Below are 17,528 nucleotides of genomic sequence, written 5' to 3'. Positions count from 1 at the left end.
AAACTAGGTAAATATAAATTTTTTTATAATGTATTTTTTAACTTTTATCAAGTAGAATTGCCTATAATATTGTAAGAGAATTAAAGTGTTATTAACAATTATTATTAAAGGGGTGTCCTGATGTTTTTTGGGAAATTAAAAAAAGCTCAAGCAGAAACCAATGAAAAATTAGAAGTATTATCTCAAAAGCAAGCAGAGCTAGAAAAGATCATTCAAATTTATGAGGAAAAATTATCAAAAACAGAAGAAAAAGTAGAAGATATTTCTGAAACATATAAAGATGAGATTCGTAGTGCCATTAGAGCGAATGTAGAGAGTGAGGTGAGTAGTACCGACTCAAGTGGATTGAAGGTAAGATATGCCAATCAAGATACTGAGTTGTTTCCCAGGCGACGCAGAAGATTAAAAGTTCTTGTTACTGCAACAATGAGTGCAGGAAAATCAACATTGATCAATGCGCTTGTTGGTAAAAAAATACTATTTTCACAAAATGAGTCGGCCACTGGTAAAATTTATCACATTTTAAATAAGGTAGATAAATCTGGCTTTAGCCGACTTGAAGATGAATTACAAAATTTAGAAACTGAACAAGAAATTATCAAAATTAGTGAAAGTTCCAGTGAGAAAGACATCTATATCAGTACTTACATAGAGAGATTCAATGAATTCCCAGTTGAAATTATTGATACTCCTGGGACGAACTATTCTGGAAATGATAATCACTTGGGGTTAACTGAATATGCTCTAAATAATATTGATTATGATGTTATTTTATGTGTACTAAATGCTACACAAGCGGGTACATATGATGAGAAGAAGAATTTACAACTTGTAAAAAAAGCTGATAAACCAGTAATTTTTGCGCTTAATAAAATAGATACGTTTAACAAAAAAAATGATTCTGTTGAACAAAGTATATCTGATGCAGAGGAAGAACTAAGTGAGTTAGGATTTTTAGAGCCCACTGTATTGCCGGTTTCAAGTTATTTTGCATTACTAGGATGTTTGAGTGGTACAGATTCTCTAGATGATGATGATGAATTTGAATTAGAACGTCTAACTAGAAAACTCACCAAGGATAAGTTATATAAGACTGGTAATGAAGATATAGATGATACAGTTGATGTATTAAGTGGCATTTACCAGTTAGGGAATGAATTATTGAAATATACAAAGTAGAGGGAATTTTATGAGTGAAGTATATGTTAAATACAATCCTTATACAGTTAAAACAGATATAAGAATTGATGATAAAAATTTTGATATTGATGCGGGTAAACACCTGCAGGAATGGGTGGAAGAACTACCGGAATATATCACATCGAAAGGAAAGGACAAAAATTTTAAGTTCACATTCCATGGTACTAATTATGATTATGAAGATGTGGTTGAAGCTTGTGAGCGATATGTCAAAAAAAATCCAGAATTTAATTTTGAGATTAACTACGAGGCACCAACTGAAGAAGTGGTTGATAAAATTGGTCAAATCACAGAAATTTTTGAAGAAATCCAAGCAGGTGATGTGGAGGATTTGAAGACTCCAGAATTGGCAGATGCCTTTGAAAAAGCTAAAAGTGATGAGTTTCCAATAAATGTAATTGCTACAATGAGTGCTGGCAAATCAACACTTATTAATTCTCTATTAGGAGATGAAATTATGCCATCTTCTCAAGAACCATGTACTGCAATTATTACTAATATTAAGGATAATGACGACTTATATAATTTTAAGGCAACTGTTTTTGATAAGCAAAATATGAAGATTGCCGAAAGTGATAATGTTACCATTAAAGAAACAACAGAGTGGAATAGTGATGAGAACGTAGCAACCATTAACATGGAAGGGGATATTCCATTTATTGGGTCGAAAGAGAATGATTCTAATTTAATATTAATTGATACGCCTGGACCAAATAATGCTCGAAAAGAAGAGCATAAAAAGACAACATGGAAAATGTTAGGGAAATCTTCAAAGACATTAGTATTGTACATTTTAAATGCTACACAATTGGGTATAAAAGATGATAAAAATTTTTTGACTAGAGTTAAGGATACTATGAGTGTAGGAGGCAAACAGTCCAGGGATAGATTTATTTTTGTTGTCAATAAATTAGACGCTTTAAAAGCTAAAACAGAAGATGTTTCTAAAACTTTAGCTAATGTGCGGAGCTACTTAGAGGATGATATCGGAATTGAGAATCCAAATATTTATGCGGCAAGCGCATTGAATGCGCTGCAATTAAGAACTATCTTAAAGGGGAAATCAGTCGATGATTTGGACATAGATGACGATGAAGAAGCTGAGTTATTTGTAAAGATTAGACGAGCTATTAAGCGGGAAGATCATCATTTCGAACAGTATGCTCCACAAATTCCATCTATTAAGAGAGAAATAGATAGCAAATTAGCCAAAGCAATTGAAGAGAAGGATAAAAAAGAACAGGCATTAATTTATAGTGGTGTTCCTACAATTGAGTCAGCAATTAGATTATATGTAGAAAAGTATGCTATTCCAGCAAAAATTTCAAATATTGTTGCAACATTTGAAGCCAGCTTGAAAAAAGCAAATATTAAACGTTCGTTAGAGAATAAGATTAGTGAAAATGAGGAATTGGGAAATAAACTTCGAGCTAAAGCTGCTGAAATTAACTCAAAACTTGAAAGTGCAAAAAATGGTAAAGAATTGCAAAGTAAAATTGATAAAATTAGCTATTCTAAGTTAGTTGAAAAAGAAGCTAACAAATCAATTAAGCAAGCGATAGCTGATTTTAATGAGCAAGTTGATAATCTGCAAGATGAAATTGAAGAATATGAAGCTAAAACGGAATATGAAAGTTTAGTCCAAGAAGTAGAAGATATTAGACAACGTGTTGAAGTTGAGTTAAATGAATTGGTAGAATTCTGTATTAATGAACAAACACAGGATTTGATTGATGAATATAAAAGCAGAATCAACTCAATCTTGGATGAATCGGACATGGATATGGAATTAGGAAGTCCTATAGAATTTATTCATGCCGATATAGAATCGAGTGTTGGAAATATTGAACAAATGAATGTACAACATCGTGAAGCTGAATACCATTTTGAAAGTCAAAAGAAATGGTATAACCCATTTACATGGTTTAAAGGTGATAAATACGTAGAAGATACACCAGAAAAAGATTTTGTTGAGAAAAAAGATTTTGTCAATATGTTTAGTGGGGTTCAACCAATGTTAGTAGATTATGTGCCGCAGATAACTGCATATGCTGAAACACAGGAAGTTAAGACTAGAAAATTCTTCGAACACGAATTTGAACGGTTGACATCTATGATGCAAGAGGAAATGAAGAGCTTAGAAAATGTTAAATCGCAAAAAGATTTATCTGAAGCCGAAATTGAAAAAAATCGTCAAACATTAGAATGGCTAGCAAATCTTGAGGCGAAGTTGAACAATGTTTTAAGTATATAGGGAGGATAGACTGATGGCTATAGACAATTTTTTTAAGGAAAGTGTGAAGAGTGGGAATCGGACAAAAGTGGTTGTAAGTATGAAAGATTCAATATTACTTGATCCAACATTAAAGCTTTTTGATGAAAAACTTCAATTTGCTATGGGAAAAATTCCTAATCTGATTGAAGAGCATGATGGTGAAACTTTCAAAAGTGAAGATGAATGGACAGAAAAATATTTGTATGATGTTTTGGCTGATTTAACATTTAATTTTTCGCAAGAAAGAATCGACTTTTTACATCAACTTGCCCCCACTGTGAAAAAAGGTGAGGAGACAGTGAATAAGAAAAACACCAAAAGTCAAAAAAATCCCAGTAGTAGAGGAGTCAGGCATAAAGAAAATAGTAAACAAGATACTCAAAAAATTGCAGGAACCGTAACAGCAGTGGCTGGGGCAATTACGACAGCCGCTGGATTAGCCACAGCACATACTGCTTTAACTATTAGCGGAGCATGCGTAACTATTGCTGGAGTAGCAATTGCTTTGGTTGATAACTCGAAAGAATAAGGGATGGTGTCATGAGTGAATTGAATCTTCCGCATGGTGAAGATGTAAAGAAACTTGTTAAACGAGTAAATGATTCGCAAGAATTAGAATTAACGCGTAAAGACCTAGATTTTGTGGCATTAATAGCTGGATTACAGATTTTGCGCCAATATCTTTCACGAAAAAAGATTTTGAATATGCGTAGACTAAATGATCAAGAATCAGCTAATTTAGTAAAGCATAACTCAGTTGTTGAAAATGTAATTAAAAATAAAAATTATGGTGAGTGGATACTTGGTCCAACAAGTTACGATGCAATAGCTCGATCGTCAACTAAAATTACTAAGACTGGACTGTCTGGAATGAATCATCGCTACAAAACATTAGCACATGATCCGCTAGTTGGTTTGTTGGTTGGTCCAATAAATTTAATGAGTGAAACGATAACTTTTAGTGATGAAGATGCGCTTATTTCTTTGAAGACCTCAAATGTTGTCCCTACAGATTATGGACGGGCAGATTCGGGGTATCAAATAGGTGAACCTACTACATTTACGACAGCCACTGCTACTAGCATTGAGTATGTAAAAAATGACGCTATGATTTTGCCAGCAGCGGTAGTGAAGCATTTGTTACATTTAGCTTCTGATGTGGGCACACAACAAGGGTTGCCTATTCCTGGTCTATCATTGCTACCTAATATTGGAGAAGTTACTTCGGCTAGTGTCAATAGTTGGTTGTTAGAAAACCATTTTGATGCTATGTGGATTGCTAATATCGGAGTCCAGTATGGATTAGCCGAGTTTATAAATACAATTAGTAGTATTATCTATAGATTTTTGAGATATCGAAATTCACCTGTATCTGCTGAAATTGTTAAGCGGAAAACTGACAAAGTAATTGCAGTAGCTAATGGGATTTCTACATCACAAGATTTAATACGCTCATTAATGAAAGCACAATTTGATTTACCGAATGCTATTCGTGAGCTTGATTTTGGTGGGTTAATAGCTACAATTAAGCGTCTTATCCAATCAGATGAATTTAAAGATGATATAAAAAATATTGATAAAATTTGGAATCAAGTGGTTTTTGGTATGACACACAGTGTTGAAGATTTGGAAATTCAATTACAGACTCAACTACGCTATATTGATAGTAAATATTCTCAAATAATGAAAGAGATGTTGAAAGAATATGAAGTATATGCAAATCTTCAAGAAAATGCAACTAATTGGAATCAGTCTGCGAAAAGTCAATTTGAAAGTAGTGTAGAGTTTGCAAAGTTGAATAATGTCACAAATTATTTGAGCTCAAAGGAAGATATTTATAATTTTTTCAATAATTAAGGAGTGATTTTCTATGTTCCATGGTGAAGAACGTGAGGCTGCTGTTGAAAGAATGAATAAAGAATATAAGCAGATGGAAAGACATCAGAAAAATGTTATTCGTAGTAGTGAACATTTGTATCGTGAAAGGGACAGACTAAAGAAATCGGTATTTACAATGTGGGATTTGATCAATTCATTTAGAGAAAAGCCTACAGAACTAAATGTGACGCTAAAAAAGGTGAAAATCGAATACGATCGATATGAAGACTTGATAAGTGAAGCTGAAGTTCAAGCAGATGAGTTGGAGAAAGTTTACGGTGGAGCAGTATCGGCTGTAGCTATTGGTGGTGGAGTAGCAGCTTTGGGACCCTCAGTTGCAATGTCAATTGCAACAACATTTGGAACTGCCTCCACTGGAACAGCTATCTCGGCATTATCTGGGGTGGCAGCAAGGAATGCAGCACTTGCTTGGCTAGGTGGTGGAACTTTAGCAGCTGGTGGTGGCGGCACAGCTCTTGGAAGTACCATATTAGGCCTTGCAGGTCCTGTTGGTTGGGGAATAGCAGCTGCAGGAATTGTTGGTGGTTCATTAATGGCTAATGGTAAAAATAAAAAAGCTATTGCCCAAGCTAATGAAGCAACTAAAAAAATAGAGGCGCAGTCTAAAATACTTGAAGGAACAGCAGAAGAAATTAGAATTCTACGTAGGCAAACCTCTAAATTTACTTCTGAAATGAACAGTGCAAGATTAAGAGTTGAGCGATTTAATCGAAATTTTAATGAATTAAGCGAGACAGAACAGGATAGAATTGTTGCAATTGTCAATAATGTATTTTCAGCTGCTAAGATGTTGAATAAAACGGTTGGACAAAAATAACACAGTTTTATCAAGCTTAATGGAATTTATGTCAGCAAAAGCTACTACAGTAATATACTAGAGCAACATATGCAAAAAGCGTCCAAAATCTTGGATGCTTTTTTGCTGTGTGACAATATATGTCTATGTGATGCGGGATAATATATTCATAAAGTAAGTCAGCAAGAATTTTTACGAGGAGATGAGCGTATGTCTAGTTTGTGCGATATTTTTAATGAGGTAGTAGATGCTATAGAACTTTTGAAGGCACTCGTTGATGAAGATGAAGTTAATTAATGTTGTTGATGAGATACTAAGGGAAAAACATTATAAATTGATACAGTGGAGGTATTATTATGGGATTGATGGATTTTTTAGGAGCAGCAAAAAAATGGGCCGAAGATGAAGCAGTGAAAACTGAAAAGAAATTCGATCAAAATTTACGTTCGATGTCAACTGCTGAATTAAAGCGTCATAAGAAAAATATGGAAGCTAAAGGTATTCCACAACAATATGGCTACGATAAGGTAGTTGCATAATTGAGACGCCGTGGCGAACTATAACATCTAAAGATCTATATCCCATTCTTTAAGGAGTTGGATATAGATTTTTTATTTTTATCACTTTCTGCGTAGTTTTCTGTTTATTATGTAGCGTAAAATATGTTATTATAATAAATTGATTAGAAAGAAAGGAAAAACATTTTAGCTATGTGGGGTAGAAAAAATATTATCTTGCTAGCCTCAGGGATCTTGATCGTGGTCTGTGTGCTGATAACTTTTTTCAGCAACGCAGGTGAAAAGAAGACCACGTTGACTTTCCAAGATGGCAGCACATATACAGGTACGACAAATGAGGGTAAACCCGTCAAAGGTACGCTCAAGTTCAAAAACGGCGATGTTTATACCGGTGGCTTCAAAGACGGGCATTTCGAAGGCCGGGGTACTTTCAAGTCACATAACGGCTGGACCTTTACGGGGATCTTCCATAAGGGTGTCGCAAATGGCGCGGGCAAATTGCAGGATAAAGACCACGTCATCCAAGCCGGTAACTATGTCAAAGGAGAGTACAAAGACAAATGAGAATCAAATGGTTTAGTTTGATCCGGATCACGGGTCTGATCTGTGTGCTCTTATATCACTTCTTTCAAATGCGCTATACCGGTGGTTTTATCGGGGTCGATATCTTCTTTACGTTCTCAGGCTATCTGATCACCGCCTTGATCATCGATGAGTTCAGTCGTTCGCAAAAATTTAGGTTGCGGGACTTCTATTATCGGCGCGTGATGCGGATCTTGCCTCCCCTGGGCTTGATGATCTGTATCGTTTTACCGTTCACTTTATTGGTCGGTAAAGATTACATCACTGACCTGACACGCCAGATCACATCAGCGGTCGGATTTGTGACCAACATCTTTGAGATCAACACGGGTGGAACGTATGAATCGCGCTTTATTCCGCATTTGTTCGTCCATACGTGGTCATTAGCGATCGAAGTTCAATTCTACTTGATCTGGGGCTTTTTACTTTACTTATTGACTAAAGTCTCAACGTCGGTCAAGCAATTCCGGTTGCGGGTACTAGCTGGCTCAGCTTTGCTTGCCGTAGGAAGTGCGACCGCAATGTATCTAGGAGCCCAAGGCTTGAGTGAATTTTCACCGATCTACTTCTCCAGTGTGACTCACATCTTCCCATTTTTCATCGGGAGCGTGTTAGGGTCGATCGCGGGGATCCAAGATCTGATGCCAGCTTTCAGTGCAAGTGTTGAGAAACATTGGACTAAAAATAAAGCTTTAGCCTTTATGATGATAAATTTAGCACTATTATTCATCTTGGCTTACTTCCTGCGCTTTGATCGCCGTGAGACTTACATGTTTGGCTTTATTTTAGCGAGTCTCTTTGCCGCGGGTGCGATCTTTGGGGCGAATATCTTACACCGCAAGACGCCGGATGTAAAAGAGCCTCAGATCTTTGTCTACCTCGCAGATATCAGCTATAGTGTTTATCTGTTCCACTGGCCGTTGTTTGTCATCTTACCCAAGCAATTCAGTAACGGGATCGCCGCGCTTTTGACGACGATCTTATCGGTCATTTTTGCGAGCTTCTCGTATTACTTCTTAGAACCGCTTCTCCGTGGTAAATCGGTCTCATTGGCTGGGCGTGAAGTCAATTTCAAACAGATCGTAGCTCCTTTAGGTGGTTTTATGACACTAGCGATTGGCTTTGGGGTGTTCCTCTGCTTACAAGCACCGACGATCTCTTCGTTGGAAGAAAACTTGATGTTAGGTGGGATCCAACAAGATGTCGGTAAGCTCGATATGGCGTACGCCAAAGCGACTGCGCCTAAAAATGAGACGCCAGTAGCGGCCGATCAAAATACGGGTATCCCAGCTGGAACGACGATCATCGGCGATAGTGTGACGCTTGGCAGTCGCAGTTATCTGTTGGAACACATGACAGACGTCGATATCGACGCAGAAGGTAACCGCACGATGAATCTAGCTTATGATGTTTTGATGAATCTACAAAATAGTGGGCAATTGCGTAAAAACGTGGTGATCTGTATCGGGACCAACTCGTTAGATGATTATCAAGAACAAACTCAAAAGGTGATCAATGACTTGAAACCAGGGCATCATTTGATCTTCATCACCCCGCATGATGGCCATGCCGATTCTTCGTATAACTCATATAAGTTGGGTGTGTGGGAACGGACTTTACCAAGCAAATACAAGTTCATCACGATCGGCGACTGGGATCAAGTTGCCCGAGCACACCAAGAAGTCTTTGAAGGCACTGATGGGACACACTTTGGTGGACGTGAAGATGCCAGCAAGTTGTATCTTGATTGTATCCAAGATGCACTCAAACGGGCTGAAAAGACACCAGTTAAGAAATAACCATTTAAGTATCAGCAAAAAATTTGCTGGTACTTTTTTATTTGCGTTTTTGCAAGGAAAAATACATGGAATTAGTCGTGTATATGTACAATATCAAATGAATTTGTTTTTAAATATAATGGACCTAAAACGATTTTACATATATAGGAGGGTCCTCAAATGAGTGTTGAAGATTTATTAGATGTTAGTCAAGGCGACGATTTAATGAGTGAATTATACGGTCAGACTAAAGAGCAAACCAAGCAAGTCGCCAAAAGTGCAGATGAAGTAGCAAGTGTGGTCGCTAAACCTGTCACGACAAATGCCCCAGCGCCATCAGCGGGTAATGACGTATCGGGATTATTGGGCAATGATACTGCCAATGTACCGGCACAAACAGAGGCACCTAAAGTTGAAAAAACGCTCTACAACAAGCTAGATGCAAATGATCAAAAATTGGCTGAAAAGCAATCTAAACAGCTCAACTATGCAGAACGGATCACATTGACGAATTACGGTCAAAAAGCCGCTGATAGTATTGATGCCTTTTCCAAGAAATATATGGAAAAAGGTCTTGATGATAGCAATCGTAAATCTGTCAGTGCCGATCTGAATATGTTGGCTAATGTGATCAAGAGCATCAACTTACAAGAAGTTGCTGATCAAGTCGAACGTGAAGAAACACAACAAGAAGATCGGGGAGGTTTCTTTGGCTTATTCAAGAAAAAGCCAAGCAAATTAGTTCCAGAAAAGAAACAAGATATCTTTAAAGCTACTTCTGATCGGATCGATGCTTTGAAAAATAAACTCGGTGTCGATCAACAGATCTTAGTCGAAGATAATAAGCAATTAGATGCCGTCTATACCGAAAATTTGAACTTATTCAGAGTTACTAATATCTTGATCGCAGGTTTGGAAATTTATGAAGAAGAGCTTGTGACTAAGATCATCCCTGAGCTACAAGAAGCTAAAAAAGATCCGACGCAAGATGAAGCTAAGATCCAAGAACATCGGTGAAAATTTGGACGGATGGAGCGGGATCTCATCGCTTAACCAGATCGAGATGACCGTGATCAAGTGGTCGGTCAAAAGTTTGACGGTCATAGTTTGTGAAAAGGGAGTATTTAGAGGCGGATGTGTTGTCAGATATTCCGAGGTGACACTGGCCTCTCATATAAGTAGTGCCGCCATTTTAGATCAATGTTAGTGCTGTAAAGGACTCTAAGCCACTCGCGCTGGTGGTAGATCAGTGGCAAAATATGTACAGCGATCCCGTGATAGAGTTCAGTTGGAGGCAAGCAGAGGACTTTTTGTTGGAATACTTGCAGTATCTGTTCGTCGATAGTTGCATGGATGTAGTCAAAGATCTCATCAACACTATTAAAATGCTTTTGATAAATGGCTTGGCGTGAGATGCTAGCTTCGTTTGCGATCTCAGTTAAAGTCAAGTGTGATCGCTGCTTGTTTTGCAGAGCCAAACGCATAACAGCATTGATGATCATTTCCCGTGTTTCTCTCATTTTGTGATTCCTTTCCATAAAAAATTGTCACTGTGTTAAGCAATAGGCAGGGAAAATCGCTATTTTACTCAGGGATATGTTGTCAGCGTGTCAATTTTTAGGGATATATTTCTTAGGTAGAGCTAGGGTATAGTGTGGAAAATGATGGGAATATTGTAACATGTTCAATGATTATAGAGGAGAGAAACGTATGAAAAATAAAAAATTATTATCGGCTCTTGTGAGTTTGATATTATTCATAGTATATGTAGCTATTATTTATACTAACCGTGAAAATCAATGGGTCATGGCCTTAGCTGCTTTAGTGCTATTGCCGATCATTGCAGTCGTATATAGGGATCTATTTTTACCCAAGGATAAATGAACGAACCTTAACCTTCTTATAAGTTTTAGGCAAAATAAATGTCTCCTGCTAGTTTTCGACTATACTATATAGTAGAAAGAAAAAAGTGGGAGGTATTTTTATGGATAAAAATGAAGTAGTCGAAACACCTAAACAAAAGGCACAAAAAGCGGTCCATACAGCAGCGATCGGAGCAGCCACAGTGGCGGCAACACCGATCCCATTTGCCGACGCGATAGCTTTGATGCCGATCCAAACCGCAATGATCGTGCAGATCTATCGGGCGTACGGTAAAAATGTTTCTAAGGGTATGGTACAAGGTGTGCTCAAATCCACTTTTGCGACAACGATGGGGCGGAGCTTAGCAGGTAGCTTATTCAAATTAGTCCCAGGTGCTGGAAGTATTCTAGGAGGCGCGATCAGTGCAGGTGTAGCCGTTTCAGTGACCGAAGCGATCGGCCAAGTTTTGATCAAAGAATTTGAAGATGGTAATGCGATCGATCTTGAGAGCTTGAGTTCGATCATTTTAACAGCGATCGCGATCGCAACAAAGAAAAAATAGTACCAGTTCGAAGATTTTTGTGCTAAACTGGCAAAAACACAAAAAGGATGTATAAGAGATGAAACGCTACCAGACATTATTATTTGACGTTGATGACACCTTACTTGATTTTCATGCGGCTCAAGACCAAGCGCTCGACCAGCTATTCACTTCAGTCGATATCGAGCCGACTGCTACGGTAAAACAGGCCTATGCCACATATAACCAAGGACTGTGGGAACAGCTCGAACGTGGCGAGATCACACGGGATGAGTTGATGGCGATCCGTTTTCCGACCTTTTTTAAGGAGCATTTTGGTAAAACATTAGCTAATAATAGCTTAAATGAACGTTACCTGCAGTTTTTAGCTAATGGTCATCAAGCCCTGCCTGGAGCACGTGAATTGTTGGAAGATCTAGCAGCACGTGACTATGAGCTGTATATTGTGACTAACGGTGTTAAATTCATCCAAGAAAAGCGGCTAAAAGAATCTAAGTTTGATCAATATTTCAAACAGATCTTCATCTCAGAGACGTTAGGTGCCCAAAAGCCGTCGCAACTCTTTTTCAAACGTGCTTTTGATCAGATCGCGGGTTTTGATAAAGAAAAAGCCCTGATCATCGGTGATTCGCTCAGTTCAGATATGTTAGGTGGCAAAAATGCCGGGATCGATACACTATGGTTGAATCGTAAGCAACAGGTAGCTGATCCTAAGATCAAGATCGATCTGGAAGCTAGTTCGCTGGCTCAGATCAGTGATATTTTAAGCTAAATAAATGAAGTTGTAGTTAGCCAGTATAAGTACTACTCTGTATTTGGGGAGTGAGAGTATGTCAGATACATTAGTAGTACTATCAAAGTTGATCGATGCTATTTCAGAAGAGTATTTATATTTTTCTCAAAAATTTATACAAAAAGTAAATATGAGCAAATATAATTTACGGAAACTAAATATAGGCAATATTATGCGAGATGATTATTTCTTACATGAACTTATTCCAGAATATTTAAAATTTTCAGCTATTTTGATGGAAAAGATAGAATATGACTTTCTAGATTATTTATTGGATTTTGATTTCAGTTATCGTGTGAAATCCCAAAAGACGACCTATGATAAAATCAGACAGTACTCTTACAGGGAAAAATCTCTTGGCGGAATTTCTGTAATAAATCATTAAATGATTTGGTGGGTTTTCGGATCATTTTGGCAGATATTGAAAAAAATCTAGACGGAATTAGAGATTTATTAACTTTAAAGTGTGATGATAAGAAGTTATTTCGATTTATTGATTGTGATGTTGGTGGATATCATGCAATTCATTGTTATTTCAAGATCAATAACTATAGTTTTCCGTGGGAATTACAGATTTGGGATTCTGCAAACAAAGCTGATAATTTTTTTGCGCATGAAGAACATGAACGAAAGAGGATGGTGGAAAGTAATGCTTCATATGACCGCTTTAGCTAAGCAAAATGGAATCGCATTAGCTTATCATTTTGCTGCAACAGACAAAGAAGAATTTTTAAAAAAAGAAGTGAATTACGAAATATTTCGCCAGACTTTTTGGCGGGGATCAGTATTCATGTGATAAACAGCGAAGGAACAACTTTTGCAGATATTCAGCGTATGGATCCATATTTTTCTGATGCAATACAACTAGATAGCGTATCTGAATTAGTTGAAAAGGTCAGACGGTTGAGTCAATTGAATGCCACTGATATTGCAGCTTATTTAGTACAACGCTACCATTTAAATGCTTTCTTATTACAAAAGACGCTATATTATATTTATGCTGATTACTTAGAAAAATATCGTGAACCTCCCTTTATCGCTGACTTTGAAGCATTTGAACATGGACCGGTCGAAAGAGAAGTCTATCGTAAAAATAAATATACTGATGAATTAGAAAAGTCAGGTTTATTTGAGGGAAAATTAGCGGTCTACCCAAAAACTGCAGAATTACTTTTGACGATCAAAACAACAGTTGAACAGTGTAAGCAACAATATATTGCAGCTTGGGATGATCCGGGGAAAAATTTGACCCATCGAAAAGGGACTCCTTGGAGTCGTGCGCGTGCCAGGCAAGAAAATTTGAAAATTTTAGATGAAGATATTTGCGCTTATCATCATTTAGAACGTTTGCCGACACTGACGAAATAGTTTTCAGAAAACGCGCAAAAAGTATTGACAGTACCGGTTTTTATTGCTACACTATATAGATACAAAAACTGTGAATTTAGATGCTTGATACGATCTATTGTCCGGATCAGGTAAACGAAGAAGCAAAAATAGTGAGGTTTATTTTATTAAACATGATCTGTTTTTGCTTTTTTTTGCCAAAATTCACTGAAAATTTTTGTAAAAAGTTATTTGTAACATAATTGTAATATTAATTTTCAGTTGTAGCAGCAATTTACAGTAAATATTTTGAGAGGTGAACAACTTGGCAGGACATTTAGTAAAATACGGCAAACACCGTGAACGCAGAAGTTATTCTCGAATCAAAGAAGTTCTAGATCTGCCTAACTTGATCGAGATCCAAACAGACTCTTACAAATGGTTCTTAGACGAAGGTTTGCGTGAGATGTTTGAAGACATCATGCCTATCGAAGACTTCGCAGGGAACTTATCACTTGAATTTGTCGATTATCAATTGTTAGAACCAAAGTACACGGTTGACGAAGCACGTGAACACGATGCTAACTACTCAGCACCATTACACGTTACTTTGCGTTTGATCAACAAGGAAACAGGAGAGATCAAGTCACAAGACGTCTTCTTTGGCGATTTCCCATTGATGACAAAGCAAGGTACATTCATCATCAACGGTGCTGAACGTGTTATTGTCTCACAATTAGTTCGTTCACCCGGCGTATACTTTAACTCTGAATTAGATAAAAATGGCCGTGAAAACTACGGTACAACGGTGATTCCTAACCGTGGTGCTTGGTTGGAATACGAAACAGATGCTAAAAATGTTGCGTATGTACGTATCGACCGCACACGTAAGATTCCATTGACAGAATTGATCCGTGCTTTGGGTTACGAATCAGATTCACAAATTCTTGAAATGCTCGGTGAAACTGATGCATTGATGAATACTTTGGAAAAAGATATCCACAAGAACATGGAAGATTCTCGGGTTGAAGAATCCTTGAAAGATATCTACGAACGCCTACGTCCAGGTGAACCAAAGACAGCTGATTCTGCACGTAGTCTTTTGACAGCTCGTTTCTTTGATCCAAAACGTTACGACTTAGCAGCTGTTGGCCGTTACAAGATCAACAAAAAGCTTGATTTGAAGACACGTTTATTGAACACACGTGTAGCTGAAACTTTAGCTGATCCAGAAACAGGCGAGATCATCGTCAACAAGGGTGACCTTTTAGATAAGGTAGCTATGGAAAAACTAGCTCCTTACCTCAAGCGTGATGACTTCAAGATGGTAACATTCCATCCATCTGAAGAAGGTGTGGTCCAAGAACCAATGACCTTACAGATCATCAAGGCCTACTCTGAAACAGATCCAGAACGCGTGATCAATATGATCGGTAACGGTAATGTACCTTTGGAATACAAGCACATCACACCAGCTGATATCTTGGCTTCCATGAACTACTTCTTCAACTTGCAAGAAGGTTTAGGTAGCGTTGATGATATCGACCACTTGGGTAACCGTCGTATCCGTTCTGTGGGTGAATTATTACAAAACCAATTCCGTATCGGTTTGACACGGATGGAACGTGTGGTTCGTGAAAGAATGTCTATCCAAGACATCGCAACGGTAACACCACAACAATTGATCAACATCCGTCCAGTTGTTGCTTCGATCAAGGAATTCTTTGGTAGTTCCCAGTTGTCCCAGTTCATGGATCAAACAAACCCACTTGGCGAACTTACACATAAGCGTCGTCTTTCAGCCTTAGGGCCTGGTGGTTTGACACGTGACCGTGCTGGCTATGAAGTTCGTGACGTTCACTATACTCACTATGGTCGTATGTGTCCGATCGAAACGCCTGAAGGTCCTAACATCGGTTTGATCAACAGTTTGTCCACTTATGCTCGTGTTAACAAATATGGTTTCGTGGAAACACCATACCGTCGTGTTTCTTGGGATACACATAAAGTTACTGACAAGATCGACTACTTGACAGCTGATGAAGAAGATAACTATGTCGTAGCTCAAGCTAACTCACCATTAAACGATGACGGTTCATTCGTTGATGATGTTGTTATGGCTCGTCATAAAAATGAAAACATCGAAATTTCCGTTGATAAAGTCGACTACATGGACGTGTCACCAAAACAAGTTGTTGCGGTCGCTACAGCATGTATTCCTTTCTTGGAAAACGATGACTCCAACCGTGCTTTGATGGGTGCTAACATGCAGCGTCAGGCGGTTCCTTTGATCAAGCCACATGCTCCATTAGTTGGTACTGGTATTGAATACAAAGCCGCTCATGACTCCGGTGATGCTTTGATCGCTGACCATGACGGTACAGTTGAATACGTTGATGCGCGTGAGATCCGCGTGCGTCGCGAAGATGGCTCTTTAGACACTTACAAGTTGATGAAATTCCGTCGTTCTAACGGTGGTAAGAACTACAACCAAACACCGATCGTACGTGTTGGTGACCACGTTGATGCTGATGATGTGTTAGCTGATGGCCCATCAATGGAAGAAGGGGAATTAGCTTTAGGGCAAAACCCACTTATCGCCTTCATGACTTGGGACGGTTACAACTTCGAAGATGCTATCGCTATCAACGAACGTTTAGTTAAAGAAGATGTTTATACTTCGATCCACATCGAAGAACATGAATCCGAAGCTCGTGATACAAAACTCGGGCCTGAAGAAATGACACGTGAAATTCCTAACGTTGGTGAAGATGCGTTGAAGAACTTAGATGAGTTCGGTATCGTACGCATCGGTGCTGAAGTTAAGGATGGCGATATCTTAGTTGGTAAAGTTACGCCTAAGGGTATGACTGAATTATCAGCTGAAGAACGCCTATTGCATGCGATCTTTGGTGAAAAAGCACGTGAAGTTCGGGATACCTCCTTACGTGTGCCTCACGGTGGTGGCGGTATCGTCCAAGACGTGAAGATCTTCACGCGTGAAGCTGGTGATGAATTAGCACCTGGTGTTAACATGATGGTTCGTGTTTACATTGCACAAAAACGTAAATTACAAGTCGGCGATAAGATGGCTGGTCGTCACGGTAACAAGGGTACTGTTTCTGTTGTTATCCCTGAAGAAGATATGCCATTTATGCCAGATGGTACACCAATCGACATCATGCTTTCTCCAATGGGTGTGCCTTCCCGTATGAACATTGGGCAAGTATTAGACTTGCACTTGGGTATGGCTGCACGTAAACTCGGTATCCACGTAACTTCACCAGTTTTCGATGGTGCTCGTGACGAAGATATCTGGGCAGCCTTGAAAGAAGCTGGTCTTCCATCTGACGGTAAGACAGTTCTTTACGATGGCCGTACAGGTGAAGCCTTCGATAACCGTGTCGCTGTTGGTGTCATGTACTACATGAAACTCGCTCACATGGTCGATGATAAGATCCACGCTCGTTCAATTGGACCTTACTCCTTGGTTACACAACAACCTCTTGGTGGTAAAGCACAATTTGGTGGCCAAAGATTTGGGGAAATGGAAGTTTGGGCCCTTGAAGCTTATGGGGCAGCTTACACCTTGCAAGAAATCTTGACCTACAAGTCTGATGACGTGGTCGGCCGTGTTAAGACTTACGAAGCTATCGTTAAGGGTGAACAAATTCCACAACCAGGCGTGCCTGAATCATTCCGCGTTTTAGTTAAGGAATTACAATCACTTGGTCTTGATATGAAAGTGCTCGACGCTCAAAAACAAGAGATCGAATTGCGCGATATGGACGAAGATGATGATGACATCATGAAAGTCGATGCATTAGCTAAAGTTTCGGAAGAAGAAAAAGCTAAGCGCGAAAAAGCTGCAGCAGAAAAAGAAGCTGAAGCAGAAGGCTCAAAACCAGCCGAAGAAGAAACAAAAGTTGAAAAGTAGTAAACACTCGTATTTCAAAA

At 38.5% G+C, this 17,528-nt stretch carries 17 protein-coding genes; 16 read left to right on the top strand and 1 reads right to left on the bottom strand.

Annotation, left to right across the window (positions count from 1 at the left end):
- The first annotated feature begins 120 nt into the window (after positions 1-120).
- The 9 genes from FC30_RS00745 to FC30_RS00705 all read left to right on the top strand — a co-directional run bounded on the left by FC30_RS00745 (position 121) and on the right by FC30_RS00705 (position 10,065).
- On the top strand, positions 121-1,179 hold the full coding sequence (locus tag FC30_RS00745; RefSeq protein ID WP_056938451.1) for a dynamin family protein: 1,059 nt from the start codon (positions 121-123) through the stop codon (positions 1,177-1,179).
- A gap of 10 nt (positions 1,180-1,189) precedes the next feature.
- Entirely contained in the window at positions 1,190-3,454 is a 2,265-nt protein-coding gene (locus FC30_RS00740) for a dynamin family protein (protein ID WP_010688201.1), read from the top strand.
- A gap of 13 nt (positions 3,455-3,467) precedes the next feature.
- The gene (locus FC30_RS00735) at positions 3,468-4,004 is read left to right on the top strand and encodes a hypothetical protein (protein ID WP_010688200.1); all 537 of its coding nucleotides are present in this window, start codon (positions 3,468-3,470) and stop codon (positions 4,002-4,004) included.
- A gap of 11 nt (positions 4,005-4,015) precedes the next feature.
- Complete coding sequence (locus tag FC30_RS00730) at positions 4,016-5,332, top strand: hypothetical protein (protein WP_010688199.1); 1,317 nt, start codon at positions 4,016-4,018, stop codon at positions 5,330-5,332.
- A gap of 13 nt (positions 5,333-5,345) precedes the next feature.
- The gene (locus tag FC30_RS09665) at positions 5,346-6,191 is read left to right on the top strand and encodes a hypothetical protein (protein ID WP_029507272.1); all 846 of its coding nucleotides are present in this window, start codon (positions 5,346-5,348) and stop codon (positions 6,189-6,191) included.
- 335 nt (positions 6,192-6,526) lie between these two features.
- Positions 6,527-6,709 (top strand): hypothetical protein, encoded by a 183-nt coding sequence (locus FC30_RS00720; protein ID WP_010688197.1) that lies wholly within the window; start codon positions 6,527-6,529, stop codon positions 6,707-6,709.
- Positions 6,710-6,880: 171 nt separating this feature from the next.
- Positions 6,881-7,252 carry an MORN repeat-containing protein gene (locus tag FC30_RS00715; RefSeq protein ID WP_010688196.1) on the top strand — a complete coding sequence of 124 codons (372 nt, stop codon included), beginning with the start codon at positions 6,881-6,883 and terminating at the stop codon, positions 7,250-7,252.
- A complete protein-coding gene (locus FC30_RS00710) occupies positions 7,249-9,069 on the top strand; it encodes an acyltransferase family protein (protein WP_010688195.1) in 1,821 nt (606 codons plus the stop codon). Before FC30_RS00715 ends, FC30_RS00710 begins: the two co-directional genes overlap by 4 nt.
- A 159-nt stretch (positions 9,070-9,228) precedes the next feature.
- Positions 9,229-10,065 (top strand): toxic anion resistance protein, encoded by an 837-nt coding sequence (locus FC30_RS00705; protein ID WP_010688194.1) that lies wholly within the window; start codon positions 9,229-9,231, stop codon positions 10,063-10,065.
- Positions 10,066-10,190: 125 nt separating this feature from the next.
- Here FC30_RS00705 and FC30_RS00700 read toward each other — a convergent pair whose 3' ends face one another.
- Positions 10,191-10,568 carry a TetR/AcrR family transcriptional regulator gene (locus FC30_RS00700; protein ID WP_010688192.1) on the bottom strand — a complete coding sequence of 126 codons (378 nt, stop codon included), beginning with the start codon at positions 10,566-10,568 and terminating at the stop codon, positions 10,191-10,193.
- Positions 10,569-10,758: 190 nt separating this feature from the next.
- On the opposite strand from FC30_RS00700, the gene FC30_RS09410 reads away from it, so the two are divergent.
- The 7 genes from FC30_RS09410 (at position 10,759) to rpoB (ending at position 17,508) form a co-directional block, all read left to right on the top strand.
- Positions 10,759-10,932 (top strand): hypothetical protein, encoded by a 174-nt coding sequence (locus FC30_RS09410; RefSeq protein WP_010688191.1) that lies wholly within the window; start codon positions 10,759-10,761, stop codon positions 10,930-10,932.
- A gap of 100 nt (positions 10,933-11,032) precedes the next feature.
- A complete protein-coding gene (locus FC30_RS00695; protein WP_010688190.1) occupies positions 11,033-11,473 on the top strand; it encodes a YcjF family protein in 441 nt (146 codons plus the stop codon).
- A 58-nt stretch (positions 11,474-11,531) separates the two neighbouring features.
- Positions 11,532-12,224: a YjjG family noncanonical pyrimidine nucleotidase gene (locus FC30_RS00690; RefSeq protein ID WP_010688189.1), complete on the top strand. Its 693-nt coding sequence runs from the start codon at positions 11,532-11,534 to the stop codon at positions 12,222-12,224.
- Between the two features lie 58 nt (positions 12,225-12,282).
- Entirely contained in the window at positions 12,283-12,630 is a 348-nt protein-coding gene (locus FC30_RS00685; RefSeq protein WP_010688188.1) for a hypothetical protein, read from the top strand.
- 26 nt (positions 12,631-12,656) lie between these two features.
- The gene (locus FC30_RS00680; RefSeq protein WP_010688187.1) at positions 12,657-12,920 is read left to right on the top strand and encodes a hypothetical protein; all 264 of its coding nucleotides are present in this window, start codon (positions 12,657-12,659) and stop codon (positions 12,918-12,920) included.
- Between the two features lie 117 nt (positions 12,921-13,037).
- Positions 13,038-13,613, top strand: a complete 576-nt coding sequence (locus FC30_RS00675) for a Panacea domain-containing protein (protein ID WP_156400123.1) — start codon at positions 13,038-13,040, stop codon at positions 13,611-13,613.
- Between the two features lie 274 nt (positions 13,614-13,887).
- Positions 13,888-17,508, top strand: a complete 3,621-nt coding sequence (gene rpoB, locus FC30_RS00670) for a DNA-directed RNA polymerase subunit beta (RefSeq protein WP_143828559.1) — start codon at positions 13,888-13,890, stop codon at positions 17,506-17,508.
- The last annotated feature ends 20 nt before the right edge of the window (positions 17,509-17,528 follow it).

Origin of the sequence: Ligilactobacillus animalis KCTC 3501 = DSM 20602, assembly GCF_001434535.1 — a bacterium.
GTDB lineage: Bacteria > Bacillota > Bacilli > Lactobacillales > Lactobacillaceae > Ligilactobacillus > Ligilactobacillus animalis.
Note: the sequence above shows the minus strand (reverse complement) of the source record. Positions and strands in the feature narration are given on the sequence as shown.